Genomic DNA, 14,768 nt, shown 5'->3' with positions numbered 1-14,768 from the left:
GTATGTCATCGAGATGATGCCATAAGTGGCCCCGGGGAAGGGTGTCGGCCCTCGATCGCGGCAATCTCGAGCAGTGGATCCCCTCGATGATCGAGCAGATAGAGGGTCTGCCGATGCCTCCCCCGCCCCACCAGCCAGGCACTCCCGACCCGGGACCAGTCGAGCTCGAGTCCGCAGCCGGTACGTTCGAGACGAAGACCCGAGCCATCGACGAGAAGTTCCGAGGACCGGACGAGGAGACTGAAGGCCGCTCCCTGTGCATGCCCCAGGTCGAGACGCAGTTCGCCCCAGTCTCGAAGGATCTCGACGATCTCACCCGCGTTCGCAACGCCGAGTGACGAGGCCGACAATTCGCCGACACCCTCGCTCGGCGGCGCCTCGGCGACAGCGGAAAGGATCTCTCCCAGCGCCACCTCGAACCGACACGCGACCTCCCATGGTGAGGGCGCGTCGACATCGTGCAAGACGCGGCGCACGGCGTCCCTCCATCCATCGAGCCCCAGGCTCAGCGAGCGGCCGGGGCACTCGCCATCGCGCAAACCACCCGTCTGGGCATCGTATTTGTGGTCATAGCCGCGCGGCGTGATCAGCAGACCGGCACGAATCTCCGAGCGGCTGTTGCCGACCAAGATGCTCGAGAGCATGCCGACCTCGCCATCGGCCACCGCCGCGAGCGTCGATAGACGGGCGGACTGACCCTCCCGATAGGCGCTGCTGACGATGGCGACCGGGGTATCGGGGCGGCGATGGCGCAGCAGGATGTCGCGCGCCTCCAGGAGCTGACGACGACGCCGGCCGCTCCTTGGGTTGTAGAGCGCGACCACGAAGTCGCCGCGCCCTGCGGATTCCAGGCGTCTGGAGATGAGCGGCCAGGGGGTGAGCAGGTCGGACAGCGAGATGGCGCAGAAATCGTGGCTCAAGGGGGCGCCCACCAGGGCCGCGCAGGCCGTCACTGCAGTAATGCCGGGGACGACCTCGACCGGGATGCCCGCCTCGGGTGTCCAGCCGGACTGCAACAGCACCTCGTAGGCCAGTCCGGCCATGCCGTAGACCCCGGCATCCCCGGAGGAGACCAGGGCCACCCGCCGCCCACCCCGTGCCTCGCGGCAGGCGGCGACACAGCGCTCGACCTCCTCGGTCATGCCCTTGCGCAGGACCTCCTTGCCCCGGAGCAGGTCCTCGATCAGGTCCAGATAGCGTGCGTAACCGATCACCAGATCGGACTCGGCGATCGCCTCGCGGGCGCGCGCGGCCATCAGTGCCGGATCGCCGGGTCCGAGCCCGACCAGGAAAAGCTTGCCTCGATCGCTCATGTTCGATGCCCCTCGGGACGATAGACCACCAGCCGCTCACCCAGCCGCTGACGAAGATCCGCTGGGATCCGGCGCCCGGTGACGAGCAGCACGGCCCGGAAGCGGTCCAGATCCAGACCGTCCAGGGCGCTCCTCACGCAGATGTTGTCGGGCAGCGGGCCGGGGCCGCGCCACCAATCGCGCGCGCCCGTCTCCTGGATCAGCACGACCGGCTCGCCGTCGACGACCGAGGCGGCGGCGCGCCTGAGATTGATCTCGGGCGCCTCGACCCGCCAGCCCAGCTCACGCCCGAGGATATCGACGGCGATGGTCTCGACGGCCTCTGAGGCCGTGGTGATCACCGCGGTCGCGCCCAGCATCCCTGCCACGCGCTCGGCGAAGGCGTTGGCACCGCCGATATGCCCCGAGACCAGGGGCACCACGAAGCGCGCCCCGGCGTCGACCGCGAGCACCCCTGGATCCCGGTGTTTGGAGCGCAGATGCGGCGCGATCAGACGTACCACGGCACCGACCGAGAGGAAAAATACCAGCTGATCGAAGCCGCTCATGAGAGCTGGAACCCGCGCGCCCAAGCCTCCCTCAATGCCTTCGGCCGGATTCTCGAGCCCCTCGATCAGGTCCAGATGGCGCTCGCCGACGAGTATCGACGCCCGAGGCAGGGCGCACGCCAGCCGGCACAGCTGCAGGACGCCAGGACGGCTGAGGGCGATCAGCATCAAAGATGAGGGGACATCGCCCGCTCGATTGGGAGCGTCGATCATGGCCGCTCGAGCCGGATCCCAGCGTCGGCGAGGAGAATGTCGAGGGTAGTCCCTGCCATCGGGCGGGGTTCAGAACACCGCATGCTCGCCGCGTTCGGCCGTCTCGGTCCCCTCGACGAGTTGGCGGTAATAGTCGAACAGGGTGTCTCGGCCGGTCTCGGGCGTGGCATCCGCATCGTAGCGATCGGTCTCGGGGTCGAGCACCAGCATGGATTCGGTCGCGTAATAATGGCCGATACGGGCCAGCTCGGCCTTGACGGCCAGCGGCGGAACGACCTTGCCCAGCGCCCCCAGGACCGCCGCGATACCGCTGATGAACCCGACCGGCACCTGCTTGAACCTCGGCTCGCGGCCGAGCAGATCGAACAGGAACTGTCCCTGCTCGATCGGGGTGATCGCCGGACCCGGCCCGCCGATCGGAAGGACCCTGTTCTGCAGCGAGGGATCCTCCAGACAGTCCGCGAGATAGGCCGCCAGATCCGCGTCGCTGATCGGCTTGCAGGCGGTCAGCCGACCGTCGCCGAACAGCAGATAAGGCTTCCCTTGCTGGACCCGGGCCACCTGCCCCGCCAGCGATTTGAAGAAGGCGGTCGGGCGTACGATCGAGTAGGTCAGCCCCGACGCCATCAGCGCCTGCTCGAAGGCGAGCTTGGCTTGCTGGAAGGCCAGCCGGGGCCGCTGCACGCAGATCGCCGACAGCAGCACCATCTGGGTCGCGCCCGCGGCCTTCGCCTGTTCGAGCAGGACCATGTGCGCCCCATGATCGATCGCCCAGGCGTCGCGCGGCTCACCCGTCCGCGAGGCGAGACAGGACACCACCGCATCGAAGCGCTCCCCGCAGAATCCATGCTCGGCCAATGAGTCGGGATCGGTCACGTCGGCGAGACGCACCTCGGCCCCCTGCAGGAAGTCCATGGGCCGCTCCTGCTTCGAGGCTCGGGGACGGACGATACAGACGACCTCGTGACCCCGTGCCACCAAAGCGGAAACGGTGGCGCGACCGATGGTGCCTGTCCCCCCGACCATGAGGACGCGACGGGGTCGCCTGGTATCGCTAGCATTCATCGGAGAGAGCCCCTTGTTGTAGGCGTGAGATTCATATCCAGGGCCTGGATATCGGCCCCTGGCGAGCGGGCAAGGATACCAAAGTGCGGCAGACCAGGGACCGGGATTCGCGGAGCGTCGGGGACATCATCATTCCTTGTCCCCTTCCCTGTCGGACAGCGTGTCCGCGATACGACTTGCGGCCTTTCCGACCGTCCGGTCGAGCCAACGGCGGCCGAATCGGCGCGATCGGTCGACGGCTCCCGGGATGCTGCCGGTCGTGTCCCGCACCCTTCGGAGCCAGCCGTCCTTTGCCATCCCGCGCTCCAGCTGTTTCTGCCGTGCCTGCGGCAGGGCCTCTCGAATCGCCCGATAGAGATCGTCCGCGTTCCAGAGGGGCAGACCGGGTGGGATGGCGATCAGGGCACAGCCTGTCTCGGACATGCCCAGCTGCTCGCAGGCCGCCCGGCGTGACTCGCGCATCTCGCGCTCCTTGGGTCGGTCGCCCTCCGCGATCTCGTAGGGCGGCTCCCATTCCAGTGGCGGACCCAGCTTGTCGGCATGGGTCAGCACCAGGATGCGCGGCACCGGACGCAGGTGGGGCTTGCCTTCGGTCAATGCATCGAGCGCCCTGAGGGCACGCTGATCGGCGGCACGGTCGGCGCGGTTGGCGGCGGCGACCCAGAGCACCAGATCGCTCTTCGCCGCCTGGGCGAGCCAGGGCTCCTTGCCGCCACCCTGGACGCCGGGACAGTCGACGAGAACGAGATCGCCGGCCTGCTCGGAGCGCAGCGCGTAGGCGCGGCAGCCCTGGGCGGGCGGTGTCAGCAGACCCACCGGCTCGCGTGCCTTGTCGAGCAGCGCGTTGATGAGGGCCGACTTGCCGACGTTGCGCCGTCCGGCGAGCAGCAGGGTCAAGGGCTCCTCCGGTCCGTCCGCGACCGTCTCGGGCGCCGTCGGCAGCCGTTCCTCGGCTCGGCGGCGATAGGCACCGGAATAGAGCCGAATGGCCGTATCCCCCGTCTGCTCGATCAGGATCACGCCCAGCTGCACCTTGGCGGAATCGCTGACGCCCTTCAGGGCCTGCTCGGCCAGACGGCCGCGCAGCACGGAAACGAAGGCGCTGCCCGGGTTGACCCAGCGCAGCACGGAATAGAGATTCGCCAGCTTGCCGAGGGGATCGACCACACCGACCAGGGTCACGATCCAGGACAACTCGACGTGTCGAAGCACGGGGAAGTCGACCAGGAGCGTCCCGCGCACCCGTTGGGTCAGATCCTCGGTCATCAGCAGCAGCTCCGGCAGCGTGAAGCGCCAGAGGGCGGTGGGATCCTTCGGGGAATAGGCCTCGGCGACGTCCCGGACGGCGCCCGTGACGAGATCGACCAGCGCCTGCAGGTCGCTCAGATCCTCCGCGTCCATGGCATCGGCGCGCCGGCGCAGGGCCTCGCGCGCGCGCCGCTCGGCCGCCGAGGCGCCCGGCATGGCGTCCCGCAGCGTTCGAACCGGCCTTCCTGGCCGCAACATCAGACGTCGCAGCACCAACAGGGCCAGAAGACCCAGCACCAGGGTTCCCGCCCACCAGTACCAGGCCCACCCCTGCTGAGACAGATACCAGACCCCGACCGCCAGCCCGGTCGCCCAGGGGATCAGGATCAGCAGCGCGGCCAGCGACAGCAGCCAGATCGCACGTCTGTGATGCACACGCAGCTGCTCCCAGATGGAGATCTCCGTCATGGCTCTCGAATCCTCATGGCGGCCCAGCCTTGGGCGGCTTGTAGGTGGCCCGCGCCTCGCTCAGCGCCGCGCGGTAGCGGGCGCGTAGCGCCTCCCGATCCGGCGCCTGTCCCGCGGCCTTCTCGCCGAAGTAATAGAGCGCAGCCTCGCCGATCGCCCAGGAGATGGCGAAGGTCCAGGAGGCGACCACCGCGGTGCCCCAGCCGAGTCCGAGCTTGAGCACCTGCTGCGCCGTCCAGCTGCCGCCGAAGCCGGCCAGGAACCCGGCGCCGAGTGCACCCACCAGCTCGCGCCACAGGGCCGTGAAGTCGCCGGTGCAGCCCAGTCGACGGGCGATCCGGACCACCATCGCCGACTGCAGGCTGGCCGCGCCCAGGCCGCCGAGCAGGGGCACGGGCACCGCGTTCGCGGCCGCCGCCGCCATGGCGTAGGGCAAGATCACCCGGGCGCGGATGCTCTCCTCTGAGGCGCGGTTCAGACGCAGCTCTTCGGCCACCTCCGGCAGCGCCCGTTCGAGCAGATCCCACAACCGCTCGGCGCCGTAATCCGCCGGCAGAACCCCTTGCTCGGGTCGCGTGAAATCGAGCGGTACGAAGTGCGGCGGCTCCCCCTTGATGTCGGTGAACAGCCTGCGCTGGGCCAGGATGCAGCGTCCGAACTCGACCGAACCCCCGGTCCGATGCCGGTCGTCGTCGGTTCCGTCGAACGGATAGGGCTCGGGATGCCGGTCATCCGCTCCGTAGAGATGATGCAGACAGGTCTGGGCGACGATGAGTGGCAACCGCGGATGCTGCCGACGGGTCTGAAGGACCACCTCCAGGATCTCGCCGATCTCCAGATCCTCGACCCGCACCACCACGACCAGCAGATGCGCCTGCTCCCGCGCCCGATCCAGATCCTCGGAGGCATCCTCGTCCGCGCTGTCCGCCAGACCTCGGGTGTCGAGCACGCGCAGCACCGGCCGATCCGGCGGGAAGGCGTAGAGACGGCTCTCGCGCGTCATCGGCCGATAGCCCCGGCCGACCTCGTCATGCCCCTGCCCCGTGATCTCGGCCAGGATGCTGGTCTTGCCGGATTGCGTATTGCCCAAGAGCCAGAGAACCGGCGCATCGGCATCGACCCAGCGACGGGCCTGCTCCAGGGCATCGTCCATCGACAACTCCTTGGTGTCAGCGATTCCCGCACGCAACGGCGGAGCCTAATGCAGTGCCTCGACCTGCTCGAGGGGCAGACCGGTCGCCTGCGCTATCTGTCCATCGCTGAGGCCACCTAGCGCGATGAGATTACGGGCGGTATTTCGGGCCGTTTCCAGCCGTCCTTCCTCTCGTCCTTCCTCACGCGCCTCATTCAGCAAGGACACCTCGTCGCGCAGCGCCCGCTCGCGCACGAAGGCTATCCGTCGCGCCTCCTCGTCCGCACTCAGCCGACGTACCCGATTCAGCGCCTCGCGAATCGGCGCATGCTCGATCTCAGTCATGATCTGTTCCTCCCGCCAATGCTCGAAGAAGCTCACCCAGTCAGCCAATGGCCCCGTCCCCTGTCTCAGACGATCCGCCTTCTTCAGCTCGACCAGGGACAGCTGAAGCTGGTTTCCCAAGGTTACTTGCGGCTGATGCCCGTCGCGCATCTCGAACCGCCACAGGGCTTGAGCGCATTGTTCGGGCGTCTCCGTAAAGAGGTCGAAATCCAGGAGATGGATCCCGACCGCCGCACGTAGCCGGTCGTAGTCCTCGCCCGCGTCCAGTTGAGACGCCAGCATCCGCGCCAGGTAGTAGAGCGCCCGCTGATGCCAGGCCCCGTAACGGCGCACCTGGATCTCGACATTGTAGGCGTGTCCCTCGGCATCGCGCGCGAGGACGTCGAGGACGATGTATTTGCCGCGCAGTTCCTCGGCGTTGATGCCCGGATTTAGGATCTCCACCGACCGAATCTCGGGCAGGTCGGGACGCAGATCGTTGATCAGCGACACCAGCAAGGCGGGATCCTCGCCGAAGACGCGCTTGAAGACATAGTCGTTCTTGGGGTCGAGCAGCTCGCCCTTCCAATCGGTCGACGCGTCGAATTCCGTGTTCACAGCCATTCTTACCCCCCGTAACGACGATCAATCAGCAAGCCGTCTGCGGCGCGTCAGCCATTTCTCCAGCTCGACGATGAAGAGCACCGAGGAGGTCACCAGGACGATGCGCACCCAGACAGTCCAGTCGATCGCGGCGACGCCGAACAGGGCCTGCATCGGCTCGAGATAGGTGAAGGCGAGCTGGAACAGGACCAACAGCCCAATCGCGAGCAGCACGTAGGGGTTGCCCGTGAGTCCGGCGCGATTGAGCACGGGCGCGTTGATGTAGCGCGAATTGAGCAGATAGAAGATCTCGAAGAAGACCAGTGTGTTGACGGCGACCGCCCGCGCCTGCTCGATGCTCGCATCCCGCTCCAGCTCCCAGAGGAAGAGCCCGAAGGTCCCGATCATGAGGATCACAGAGACATAGCCGATGCGCCACAGGAAGGCCGGGGTCAGCACCGGCTCGCGGGCGTTGCGCGGCGGACGGCCCATGACGCCCGGCTCGGGCGGCTCGAAGGCGAGCGCCAGGGCGAGGGTCACGGCCGTGATCATGTTGACCCAGAGGATCTGGACCGGGGTCAGCGGGAACTGATGGAAACCGAAGAGGATGGCCCCCAGCACCACCAGCGCCTCGCCGCCATTGGTCGGCAGGATGAAGAGGATGGCCTTCTTGAGGTTGTCGTAGACCGTGCGCCCCTCCTCGACCGCGCTGGCGATGGAGGCGAAATTGTCGTCGGCGAGCACCATCTCGGCCGCCTCCTTGGCCGCCTCGGTGCCGTTGATCCCCATGGCGACGCCCACGTCGGCCCGCTTGAGCGCCGGGGCGTCGTTGACGCCGTCCCCGGTCATGGCGACGATCCGGTCCGATTCCTGCAGCCGCTGCACCAGGCGCAGCTTGTGCTCCGGGGTGACCCGGGCGTAGACGTCGACCTCCTCGGCGCGCCGACGCAGCGTGTCCTCGTCCATGGCGTCGAGATCCCGTCCGGTGAGCACGACGTTCGAATTGGCGAGCCCCACCTGACCCGCGATCGCCATGGCCGTGGAGGCATGGTCGCCCGTGATCATCTTCACCCGGATGCCGGCACGGGCGCAGACCTCGACGGCGGCGATCGCCTCCTCGCGCGGCGGATCCATGAGACCAACCAGGGCCAGCATGACGAGATCCCGCCCCAGATCGTCGAACACCAGATCGGTGGCATGCCGCTCCGCCGGCCGGGCCGCGATCGCCAGCACCCGCTGACCCTGCGCGGCCAGCCCCTCCATCCGTTCGAGCCAGAAGGCGCGGTCGATGTCGGCCGTTCCTCCCGCGACCCGCTGTCTGGAGCACATCTCCAGCAGCGCCTCGGGCGCGCCCTTGACGAAGATGAAGGACTCGCCGACATGGTCGTGATGCAGGGTCGCCATGAACTTGTGCTCGGACTCGAAGGGGATGAGATCCGTGCGCGGCAACTCACTGGCGAGCATCTCGGGATCCAGACCGCCCTTGATGCCCGCCACCAGCAGGGCGCCCTCCATGGGATCGCCCTCGACGCGCCACTCGCCCTCGGCCGGGGTCAGGGCGGCGTCGTTGCACAGGAGCGCAGCGCGCAGGGCCTCGGTCAGGACGGGATCCTGCTGAGTTGCGTAGGATTCGCCGTCGAGCAGGATGGCGCCGTGCGGATCGTAGCCGGTGCCGCTGAGGGTGAATGCGCGTTCGGCGGTCAGCAGACGGCTCACCGTCATTTCGTTGCGGGTCAGGGTGCCCGTCTTGTCCGAGCAGATGACGCCCACGGTGCCCAGGGTCTCGACCGCCGGCAGCCGGCGGATGATGGCGTTGCGCCCGGCCATGCGGCGCACGCCGATCGCCAGCGTGATGGTCATGATGGCCGGCAATCCCTCGGGGATGGCCGCCACCGCCAGCCCGACTGCGGCCAGGAACATCTCGGCGGCCGTATAGTCGCGGACCAGGACGCCGAAGCAGAAGGTCAAGGTCGCGAGCGCCAGGATGGCGGCGGTGAGCCAGCGACCGAACTGGGCCATCTGGCGCAGCAGGGGCGTCGTCAGCTGCTCCACCCCCGACACCAGGGCGCTGATGCGCCCGATCTCGGTCTCCGCACCGGTCTCGACCACGATGCCGGTCCCCTGCCCGTGCGTGACCAGGGTGCCCGAGTAGGCCATGCAGCGACGGTCGGCGAGCGGCGTCTCGAGCGGCAGCGCACCCACGACCTTGTCGACCGGCACGGACTCGCCGGTCAGGGCCGCCTCCTCGATCTGCAGGCCCTTGGCGCGCAGCAGCCGCAGGTCGGCCGGGATCTTGTCGCCGGACTGCAACTGCACCAGGTCGCCCGGCACCAGATCGGCCGCGTCCAGGGTCGTCAGACGTCCGTCGCGCCAGGCCATGGCGTGGGGCGAGAGCATCTGACGAATGGCGCGCAGCGCATCCTCGGCCTTGCCCTCCTGGACGAAGCCGATGGCCGCGTTGATCAGCACCACGCCCAGGATGACGCCGGCGTCCAGCCAGTGCTGCAGGAGCCCGGTAACCACACCGGCGGCGAGCAGCACATAGATGAGGACGTTATGGAACTGGGCCAGGAAGCGCATCAGCGGGCCGCGCGTTTCGGGCTCGGGGAGCCGGTTGGGGCCGTGGCGCTCGAGACGCGCGAGTGCCTCCGAGGTCTCGAGCCCCGTCTCGGTCACCTCGAGCTCGGTCAGCGTCTGGTCGGCATCGAGCTGGTGCCAGGAACGGCTCTCGGCGGGGGGCTGCGTCCGTGCGACCGCCCGTCTGTTTATTGCGTTCCGTCTGAAGCGCCAGCCGACCAGGAAGGCGACGGACACCAAGACGAGTATGGCGAGCGTCCAGTAGATGAGGGTCGGGTTCGAGGCGAGCATGCGCATCTCCTGATTGCGTCCAGCGGGCGTGTTGGAGGATAACGCCCGTCACGGTGGATTGGGACCAGGGATCTGGACCCATTGACACTTCGATGACCGAAGAATCGAAGAGGTTCCGTGAGCGTCGATGCCAGGCTAGCGTCTGCGGACCGCCCGGTCCCGGCGATGGGGATTGCGTATCAGCAGCAGGGAGAGATAGTTGACCGGCTGGCCGCGCAGCCGCGAGAGGTCCGTGACGATGCGTTCCTCCGGCGTCCCGATCCGCTCGAAAAAGACCGCCCGGTCGAGCAGTCCGCGCGCCTCCAGCAGATCGATGACCTCGTCCAGGAGCGGCTTGACCTTGAGCAGCACCAGGGTGTCCAGCTCGTCCAGCCAGCGCTCGAGGGTGTCGATGCCATAATTGGCGGGCAGGACGGCCATGCGGTCGGCCGCGTCCATCAGAGGTAGTCGCAGCCGGGCCGACGCAGCACTGTAGGAGGTGACGCCCGGAACCGTCTCCACCCGAACCTCGGCCGCCAGACCGCGCACGGCGCCGGCCAGATGCGCGAAGCTGGAATAGGTCGAGGCATCCCCCTCGACCAGAAAGAGCAGGTCCTGCCCCTGCCGCAGCACATCCAGCACCCGCCGCGCGGCGAGCGACCAGGCCGCAGCCAGTCGCGCCGGATCCTGGGTCATGGGAAAGACGAGCGCCTCCGCGTCCGCGGGTGGTGTCAGCCCGGCGGCACGGACGATCCCCAGGGCGAAGCTCTCCTGCCCCTCGGCGCGCACCGGATAGGTCCAATGTATCCGCTCCCGTCCCAGCAGCTCCCAGGCCCGGCGGGTGATGAGCCCAGGATCGCCCGGTCCCAGGGAGACGCCGTAGAGGGTGCCCATCTCAGCCATGAGCGTCCGTCTCCGCCAGGGCCACCAGCGCATGGATGGCCGCGACCACCAGTGTGGAGCCGCCCTTGCGCCCCTGGGTGAGGATCCAGGGGATCCGATCGAGGGCGCCCAGGGCGGCCTTGGACTCGGCGGCGGAGACGAATCCGACCGGCATGCCGATGACGAGCGCCGGCCGCACGCCCTCCTCGCCGATCAGACGGATCGCCTCCAGCAGGGCCGTGGGCGCATTGCCCACGGCCAGGATGCCGCCCGCGAGCAGCCCCATCTCATGGGCCTTGCGCATGGCTTGGACGGCCCTGGTGGTGCCCTGCGCATGTGCGCGCTCGATCACGTCCGCATCGCCGATGAACTGGTGCGTCGCCATCCCGAAGGCGCCCAACCGCACCTGCGAGAGACCGACCCGGATCATCTCCACGTCCGCCACCACCGGCCGGCCGGACCGAACGGCATGGATCCCGGCCGAGACGGCCTCCGAGTGGAATCGGGTCAGGCCGTTGAAGTCGAAGTCGGCGCTGGCGTGGATCATGCGACGCACGACGGCCCACTGCTCGGGATCATAGTCGTGCGGACCGGCCTCGCGGTCGATGATGCCGAAGGACGTTGCCTCGATCGCACGTCCCGCGCGGGTCGTATGACCGTCCTCGGCGGGCGGATCCTTGCGGGCACTCATGCGGCAGCCGCCGCCGGAGACCCCTGATCCCCATGCGCCCCCTGCGGCTCCTCCTCCGCCGCCAGCGACAGGGCGCAGCCGTCGCAGGGCAGGATGGCGCTGCCGTCCCGGCATTGCCGCAGGCGCAGATCGAGCAGATCCAGCAGCTGATCGTGCGCGCCGATATAGTCCGCCTGATAGATGGTGCGCGTCGGATATTGTGACTGGAGCCGCTCCACCTGGAGCCGAATGCGCTTGATCAAGCGGCCGGTGAAGAGATAGTAGGGAAGCACGATGATCTGGCTGGCACCGAGGCGGTCCAGACGCTGCACCACCTGTTCCAGACGCGGGAAGCAGATGCCGGTGAAGGCCGGCAGGACGAGGTCGTGGTCCGTGGTCTCGTAGAGCCAGTGGGCCATCTTGGCGACCTCCCCCGTGGACTCCATGTCCGAGGCGCCGCGCGCCAGCAGCACGATGCCCGTGGTGCGCGGGTCCGGCATGGCCAGCTCGACCATCGCCTGATGCAGCCGATGGCGCAGCGCCTTCAGCAGCTGACCCGTGGTGCCCAGATGCCGGGCGCAGCGGATCTCGATCCCGGGATGACGGACGCGGGCCGCCTCGACGGCCTGGGGGATGTCCTCCTTCACATGACCGGCCGCGTTCAGGATCAGAGGCAGCACGAGCAGACGTCCTCCCGCCTCGACCACTTCGGCGACTGCGCGGTCGATGCCCTCCTCCAGCAGGACGGGGGCATGCTCGATCCAGCACACCTGGATGTTGGAATCCGGGTGACGACCGCGCCAAAGCGCGACCATCTCCTCAACCTCGCGGTTACCCTCGTTGCCCGGGTCCCGGGCGCCGTGGGCGACCAAGAGGACGACTTCTCGCGTCATTCGCTGTCCCTCGTGTGACTGGGGTTCATCGGTCAGAATCTATTCAATGCGCGGATCCGAGTCGGATCTCCACGAGTACCAGGACGGCGAGCAGGACGCTCAGCAGCAGGGCCAGGAGCGCGTCCGGCATGCCGAAGCGAAGCTCCACGATCACATGGAAGCGTCCCACGAAGCCGCGGCATTTCATGGCGTAGAGCACCCGCTCGGAGCGCTCCAGGCTGCGCACCAGCAGCATCCCCAGGGCATAGCCCAGGGTGCGGTAGGTGTGCAGATCGTTGCCGGGCACGAAGCCGCGCGCACGCATGGCGGTGCGCATGCGGCCGAACTCGCGCTCGACGACCTCGACATAGCGCACCGTGAACTGGAGGAGCTGCACGATCGACTCGGGCATCCGCAGCCGGTGCAGGGCATGTCCCAGGGTGACGGCATCCAGCCCCCCGACCAGCGCGAGCACGGCCAGCATGACCGCATTGGCCGTGAGTGCGATGTCCAGAGCCCATCGAAGCCCCTCCTCCGTGGCCGTTACCGGACCTAAGGTGAACAGTGGCGTTCCGGGCGTGGTGAAGGGCAGCAGGATCAGCATGAAGAGGACGAAGGCGTCCATCGCCATGACGCGCTTGAGGGTGCGGCGCAGCGGCAGCCTGGCGAGCACGGCCAGTAGCAAGGCGAGCAGGAGCGCCGCCGCCAGGAGCGCCAGCCGATCCAGGCCGACGACCACAAGCGCGAAGCACCCGGCGGCCAGGATGCGGGTGCGCGGATCCAGTGGACGCAAAGCACCCATCCCGGCGCGCGACGCCTCGAGCCCCGAGAGACTCGGCGCGGCCGGGTCGGTGCAATGCCCCATGCGACCCTCGTCCGGCCGAGGTGCTAACTGCGCCTGGCATAGACGAAGAAGAGGAGCCCGGAGATTCCGGCGATGTAGCCGAGTCCGCCCAGCACCTGCTGAAAGCCGATCTTCTCCTTGAGCGCGCTCAGTTCCCGGCGCAGCGGCTTGACCTCGCGCCGGACGGCCTCGGCGATCAGCATCTCGAGAGCGGTCGGATCCAGTGTCGGCGCATCCGCCGGCCGCTCCGCAGAGACCGGCACGACCGCTTGGGACTCGACGGAGGCCGCATCACCGGAAGGGGTGCCGGAGTCGCGGATCTTGGGCATCTCGTCCATGGGCAGACTCGCCTTGGCCACATGGCCGGCCCCGAGATTGGCGCGGAAGGTGTGAGGCACCGAGCGCGTTGGCGTAAAGCGGAAGAGACCCTCCTCGGTCACCCGGGTCTCGCCGATGGGTTCGCCGTCCGGTCCCAGGACCTCTACCAGCGTACCGGGCGCGGCCATATCGCCATTGGAAAACCCCAGCTCACCCTCGATGTCCGAGCCGTCCGGCCAGAGACCGAGCAAGACCTTGTGCGCCCAAGCCGCGTTCATCACCATCGGCAGACAGATCAGCGCCAGACATAACAACAACCGGCGACGCCTTTGGATCTTCGACACCTGGTTCATGACCGCACCTCCGCCGCCCGCAGACCCACCGCCGACGCATCGGCCGGCATCCCGAACAGCTCCGGCTTGACCTTGCGGACGAGCGTCACCGCAGCCGCGCACAGCAGTCCCTCGATCAGCATGACCGGGACATGGGCGATCACGACCAGCTTGGCCGCCGGAATGAAGGCATCGCCGCTCAGGGCCAGCACGGCGGCCACCATGAGCGCGGTCAGGGCGATGGCGAGCGCCCCGGCGATCCCGCCCCAGAAGGCCGCCAGGGCGGCATTGGCCGAGCGCACGCCGGGCCGACACAGCAGACCGACGATAACCGCCGGCAGGGCGATGTCGAGCGTATTGACGCCCAGGACGGTCAGACCGCCGAAGCCGAAGAAAAGCGCCTGCAGCAGCAGACCGACGAAGAGCGCCGGAAAGCTGATCCAGCCCAGAACCAGGCCCGCCAGCCCGTTCAAGATGAGATGGACGCTGGAGGGTCCAATGGGGACATGAACCAGCGAGGCGACGAAGAAGGCCGCGCTCAACAGACCCGCGCTGGGAATACGCTCAAGATTCAGATCCCGCGCGCCCCGAACGATGCCGGCGGCCGCGAGCAGGGTACCGCCGACCAGCACGGGGGCCGACAGCGCCCCGTCTACGATATGCATGACTGCCTCTGGGATCGCTCGTCCCGATCAAAGGTGGCTGGAATAGCGGCAGGTCTCCTGACTCGCGCGTCAACGGCGTCGACCGGCCTTCCCAGCCGTCCCGGACGCTGCCGGGACCGCCAGTGGCGGGTATGGTCTTGCCTCTGCGCTCACAGTTGCGAGGACAGTCACGGATTCGGCCCGGCCGCAAGGGTCTCGATCGACCCGTAGCCGGTGGCCCCACCGTGTTCCCTTTCAATCCCGCGTCTCGGTCAAGACGCAGGGAACCGCTGCAGTGCATCTTAAACGTGCCTGGAACCGGGGGCAAACCCATGAACCCCGACAACGCAGGCCGAGACGGATTCCGGTCATAGATTCGAGGGAGACAGACACGAATGGCCTATTCTTGGATTGACGGGATCCGGTGTTACGTTAAATTAGATTT

13 protein-coding genes and 1 riboswitch are annotated in these 14,768 nt (G+C 67.9%); all 13 genes read right to left on the bottom strand.

All coding sequences use genetic code 11. The features are described 5' to 3' along the window. Positions 1-5 precede the first annotated feature (5 nt). The 13 genes from cobJ to cbiM all read right to left on the bottom strand — a co-directional run bounded on the left by cobJ (position 6) and on the right by cbiM (position 14,344). The gene (gene cobJ, locus THIDRDRAFT_RS07010; protein ID WP_007040125.1) at positions 6-1,313 is read right to left on the bottom strand and encodes a precorrin-3B C(17)-methyltransferase; all 1,308 of its coding nucleotides are present in this window, start codon (positions 1,311-1,313) and stop codon (positions 6-8) included. Beyond that, complete coding sequence (locus THIDRDRAFT_RS07005) at positions 1,310-2,074, bottom strand: cobalamin biosynthesis central domain-containing protein (protein WP_007040124.1); 765 nt, start codon at positions 2,072-2,074, stop codon at positions 1,310-1,312. Before THIDRDRAFT_RS07005 ends, cobJ begins: the two co-directional genes overlap by 4 nt. A 69-nt stretch (positions 2,075-2,143) precedes the next feature. After that, entirely contained in the window at positions 2,144-3,100 is a 957-nt protein-coding gene (locus tag THIDRDRAFT_RS07000) for an NAD(P)H-binding protein (RefSeq protein WP_245535795.1), read from the bottom strand. A gap of 168 nt (positions 3,101-3,268) precedes the next feature. After that, entirely contained in the window at positions 3,269-4,855 is a 1,587-nt protein-coding gene (locus THIDRDRAFT_RS06995; protein ID WP_007040122.1) for a GTPase family protein, read from the bottom strand. Positions 4,856-4,868: 13 nt separating this feature from the next. Next, complete coding sequence (locus THIDRDRAFT_RS06990; protein WP_007040121.1) at positions 4,869-6,008, bottom strand: GTPase; 1,140 nt, start codon at positions 6,006-6,008, stop codon at positions 4,869-4,871. Positions 6,009-6,053: 45 nt separating this feature from the next. Continuing rightward, positions 6,054-6,935, bottom strand: coding sequence for an Rpn family recombination-promoting nuclease/putative transposase (locus THIDRDRAFT_RS06985; RefSeq protein ID WP_007040120.1), 882 nt, complete (start codon positions 6,933-6,935; stop codon positions 6,054-6,056). 21 nt (positions 6,936-6,956) lie between these two features. Continuing rightward, a complete protein-coding gene (locus THIDRDRAFT_RS06980; RefSeq protein WP_007040119.1) occupies positions 6,957-9,782 on the bottom strand; it encodes a cation-transporting P-type ATPase in 2,826 nt (941 codons plus the stop codon). Positions 9,783-9,917: 135 nt separating this feature from the next. After that, the gene (gene cobI / locus THIDRDRAFT_RS06975) at positions 9,918-10,664 is read right to left on the bottom strand and encodes a precorrin-2 C(20)-methyltransferase (RefSeq protein WP_007040118.1); all 747 of its coding nucleotides are present in this window, start codon (positions 10,662-10,664) and stop codon (positions 9,918-9,920) included. Beyond that, complete coding sequence (locus THIDRDRAFT_RS06970; protein ID WP_007040117.1) at positions 10,657-11,334, bottom strand: precorrin-8X methylmutase; 678 nt, start codon at positions 11,332-11,334, stop codon at positions 10,657-10,659. The genes cobI and THIDRDRAFT_RS06970 overlap by 8 nt, the downstream gene beginning before the upstream one ends. Continuing rightward, a complete protein-coding gene (locus tag THIDRDRAFT_RS06965; protein ID WP_007040116.1) occupies positions 11,331-12,206 on the bottom strand; it encodes a sirohydrochlorin chelatase in 876 nt (291 codons plus the stop codon). The genes THIDRDRAFT_RS06970 and THIDRDRAFT_RS06965 overlap by 4 nt, the downstream gene beginning before the upstream one ends. A 43-nt stretch (positions 12,207-12,249) precedes the next feature. After that, positions 12,250-13,050 (bottom strand): cobalt ECF transporter T component CbiQ, encoded by an 801-nt coding sequence (cbiQ, locus tag THIDRDRAFT_RS06960; protein ID WP_007040115.1) that lies wholly within the window; start codon positions 13,048-13,050, stop codon positions 12,250-12,252. A gap of 23 nt (positions 13,051-13,073) precedes the next feature. Next, positions 13,074-13,700 (bottom strand): hypothetical protein, encoded by a 627-nt coding sequence (locus THIDRDRAFT_RS06955; protein ID WP_007040114.1) that lies wholly within the window; start codon positions 13,698-13,700, stop codon positions 13,074-13,076. Next, positions 13,697-14,344, bottom strand: coding sequence for a cobalt transporter CbiM (cbiM, locus tag THIDRDRAFT_RS06950; RefSeq protein ID WP_007040113.1), 648 nt, complete (start codon positions 14,342-14,344; stop codon positions 13,697-13,699). Before cbiM ends, THIDRDRAFT_RS06955 begins: the two co-directional genes overlap by 4 nt. A gap of 30 nt (positions 14,345-14,374) precedes the next feature. Then, positions 14,375-14,630, bottom strand: a riboswitch (cobalamin riboswitch). Positions 14,631-14,768 lie beyond the last annotated feature (138 nt).

Source organism: Thiorhodococcus drewsii AZ1 (genome assembly GCF_000224065.1).
In the GTDB taxonomy this organism is placed as follows: domain Bacteria; phylum Pseudomonadota; class Gammaproteobacteria; order Chromatiales; family Chromatiaceae; genus Imhoffiella; species Imhoffiella drewsii.
The sequence above is the reverse complement of the archived record's forward strand: the minus strand, read 5'-3'. Positions and strand labels throughout refer to the sequence as shown.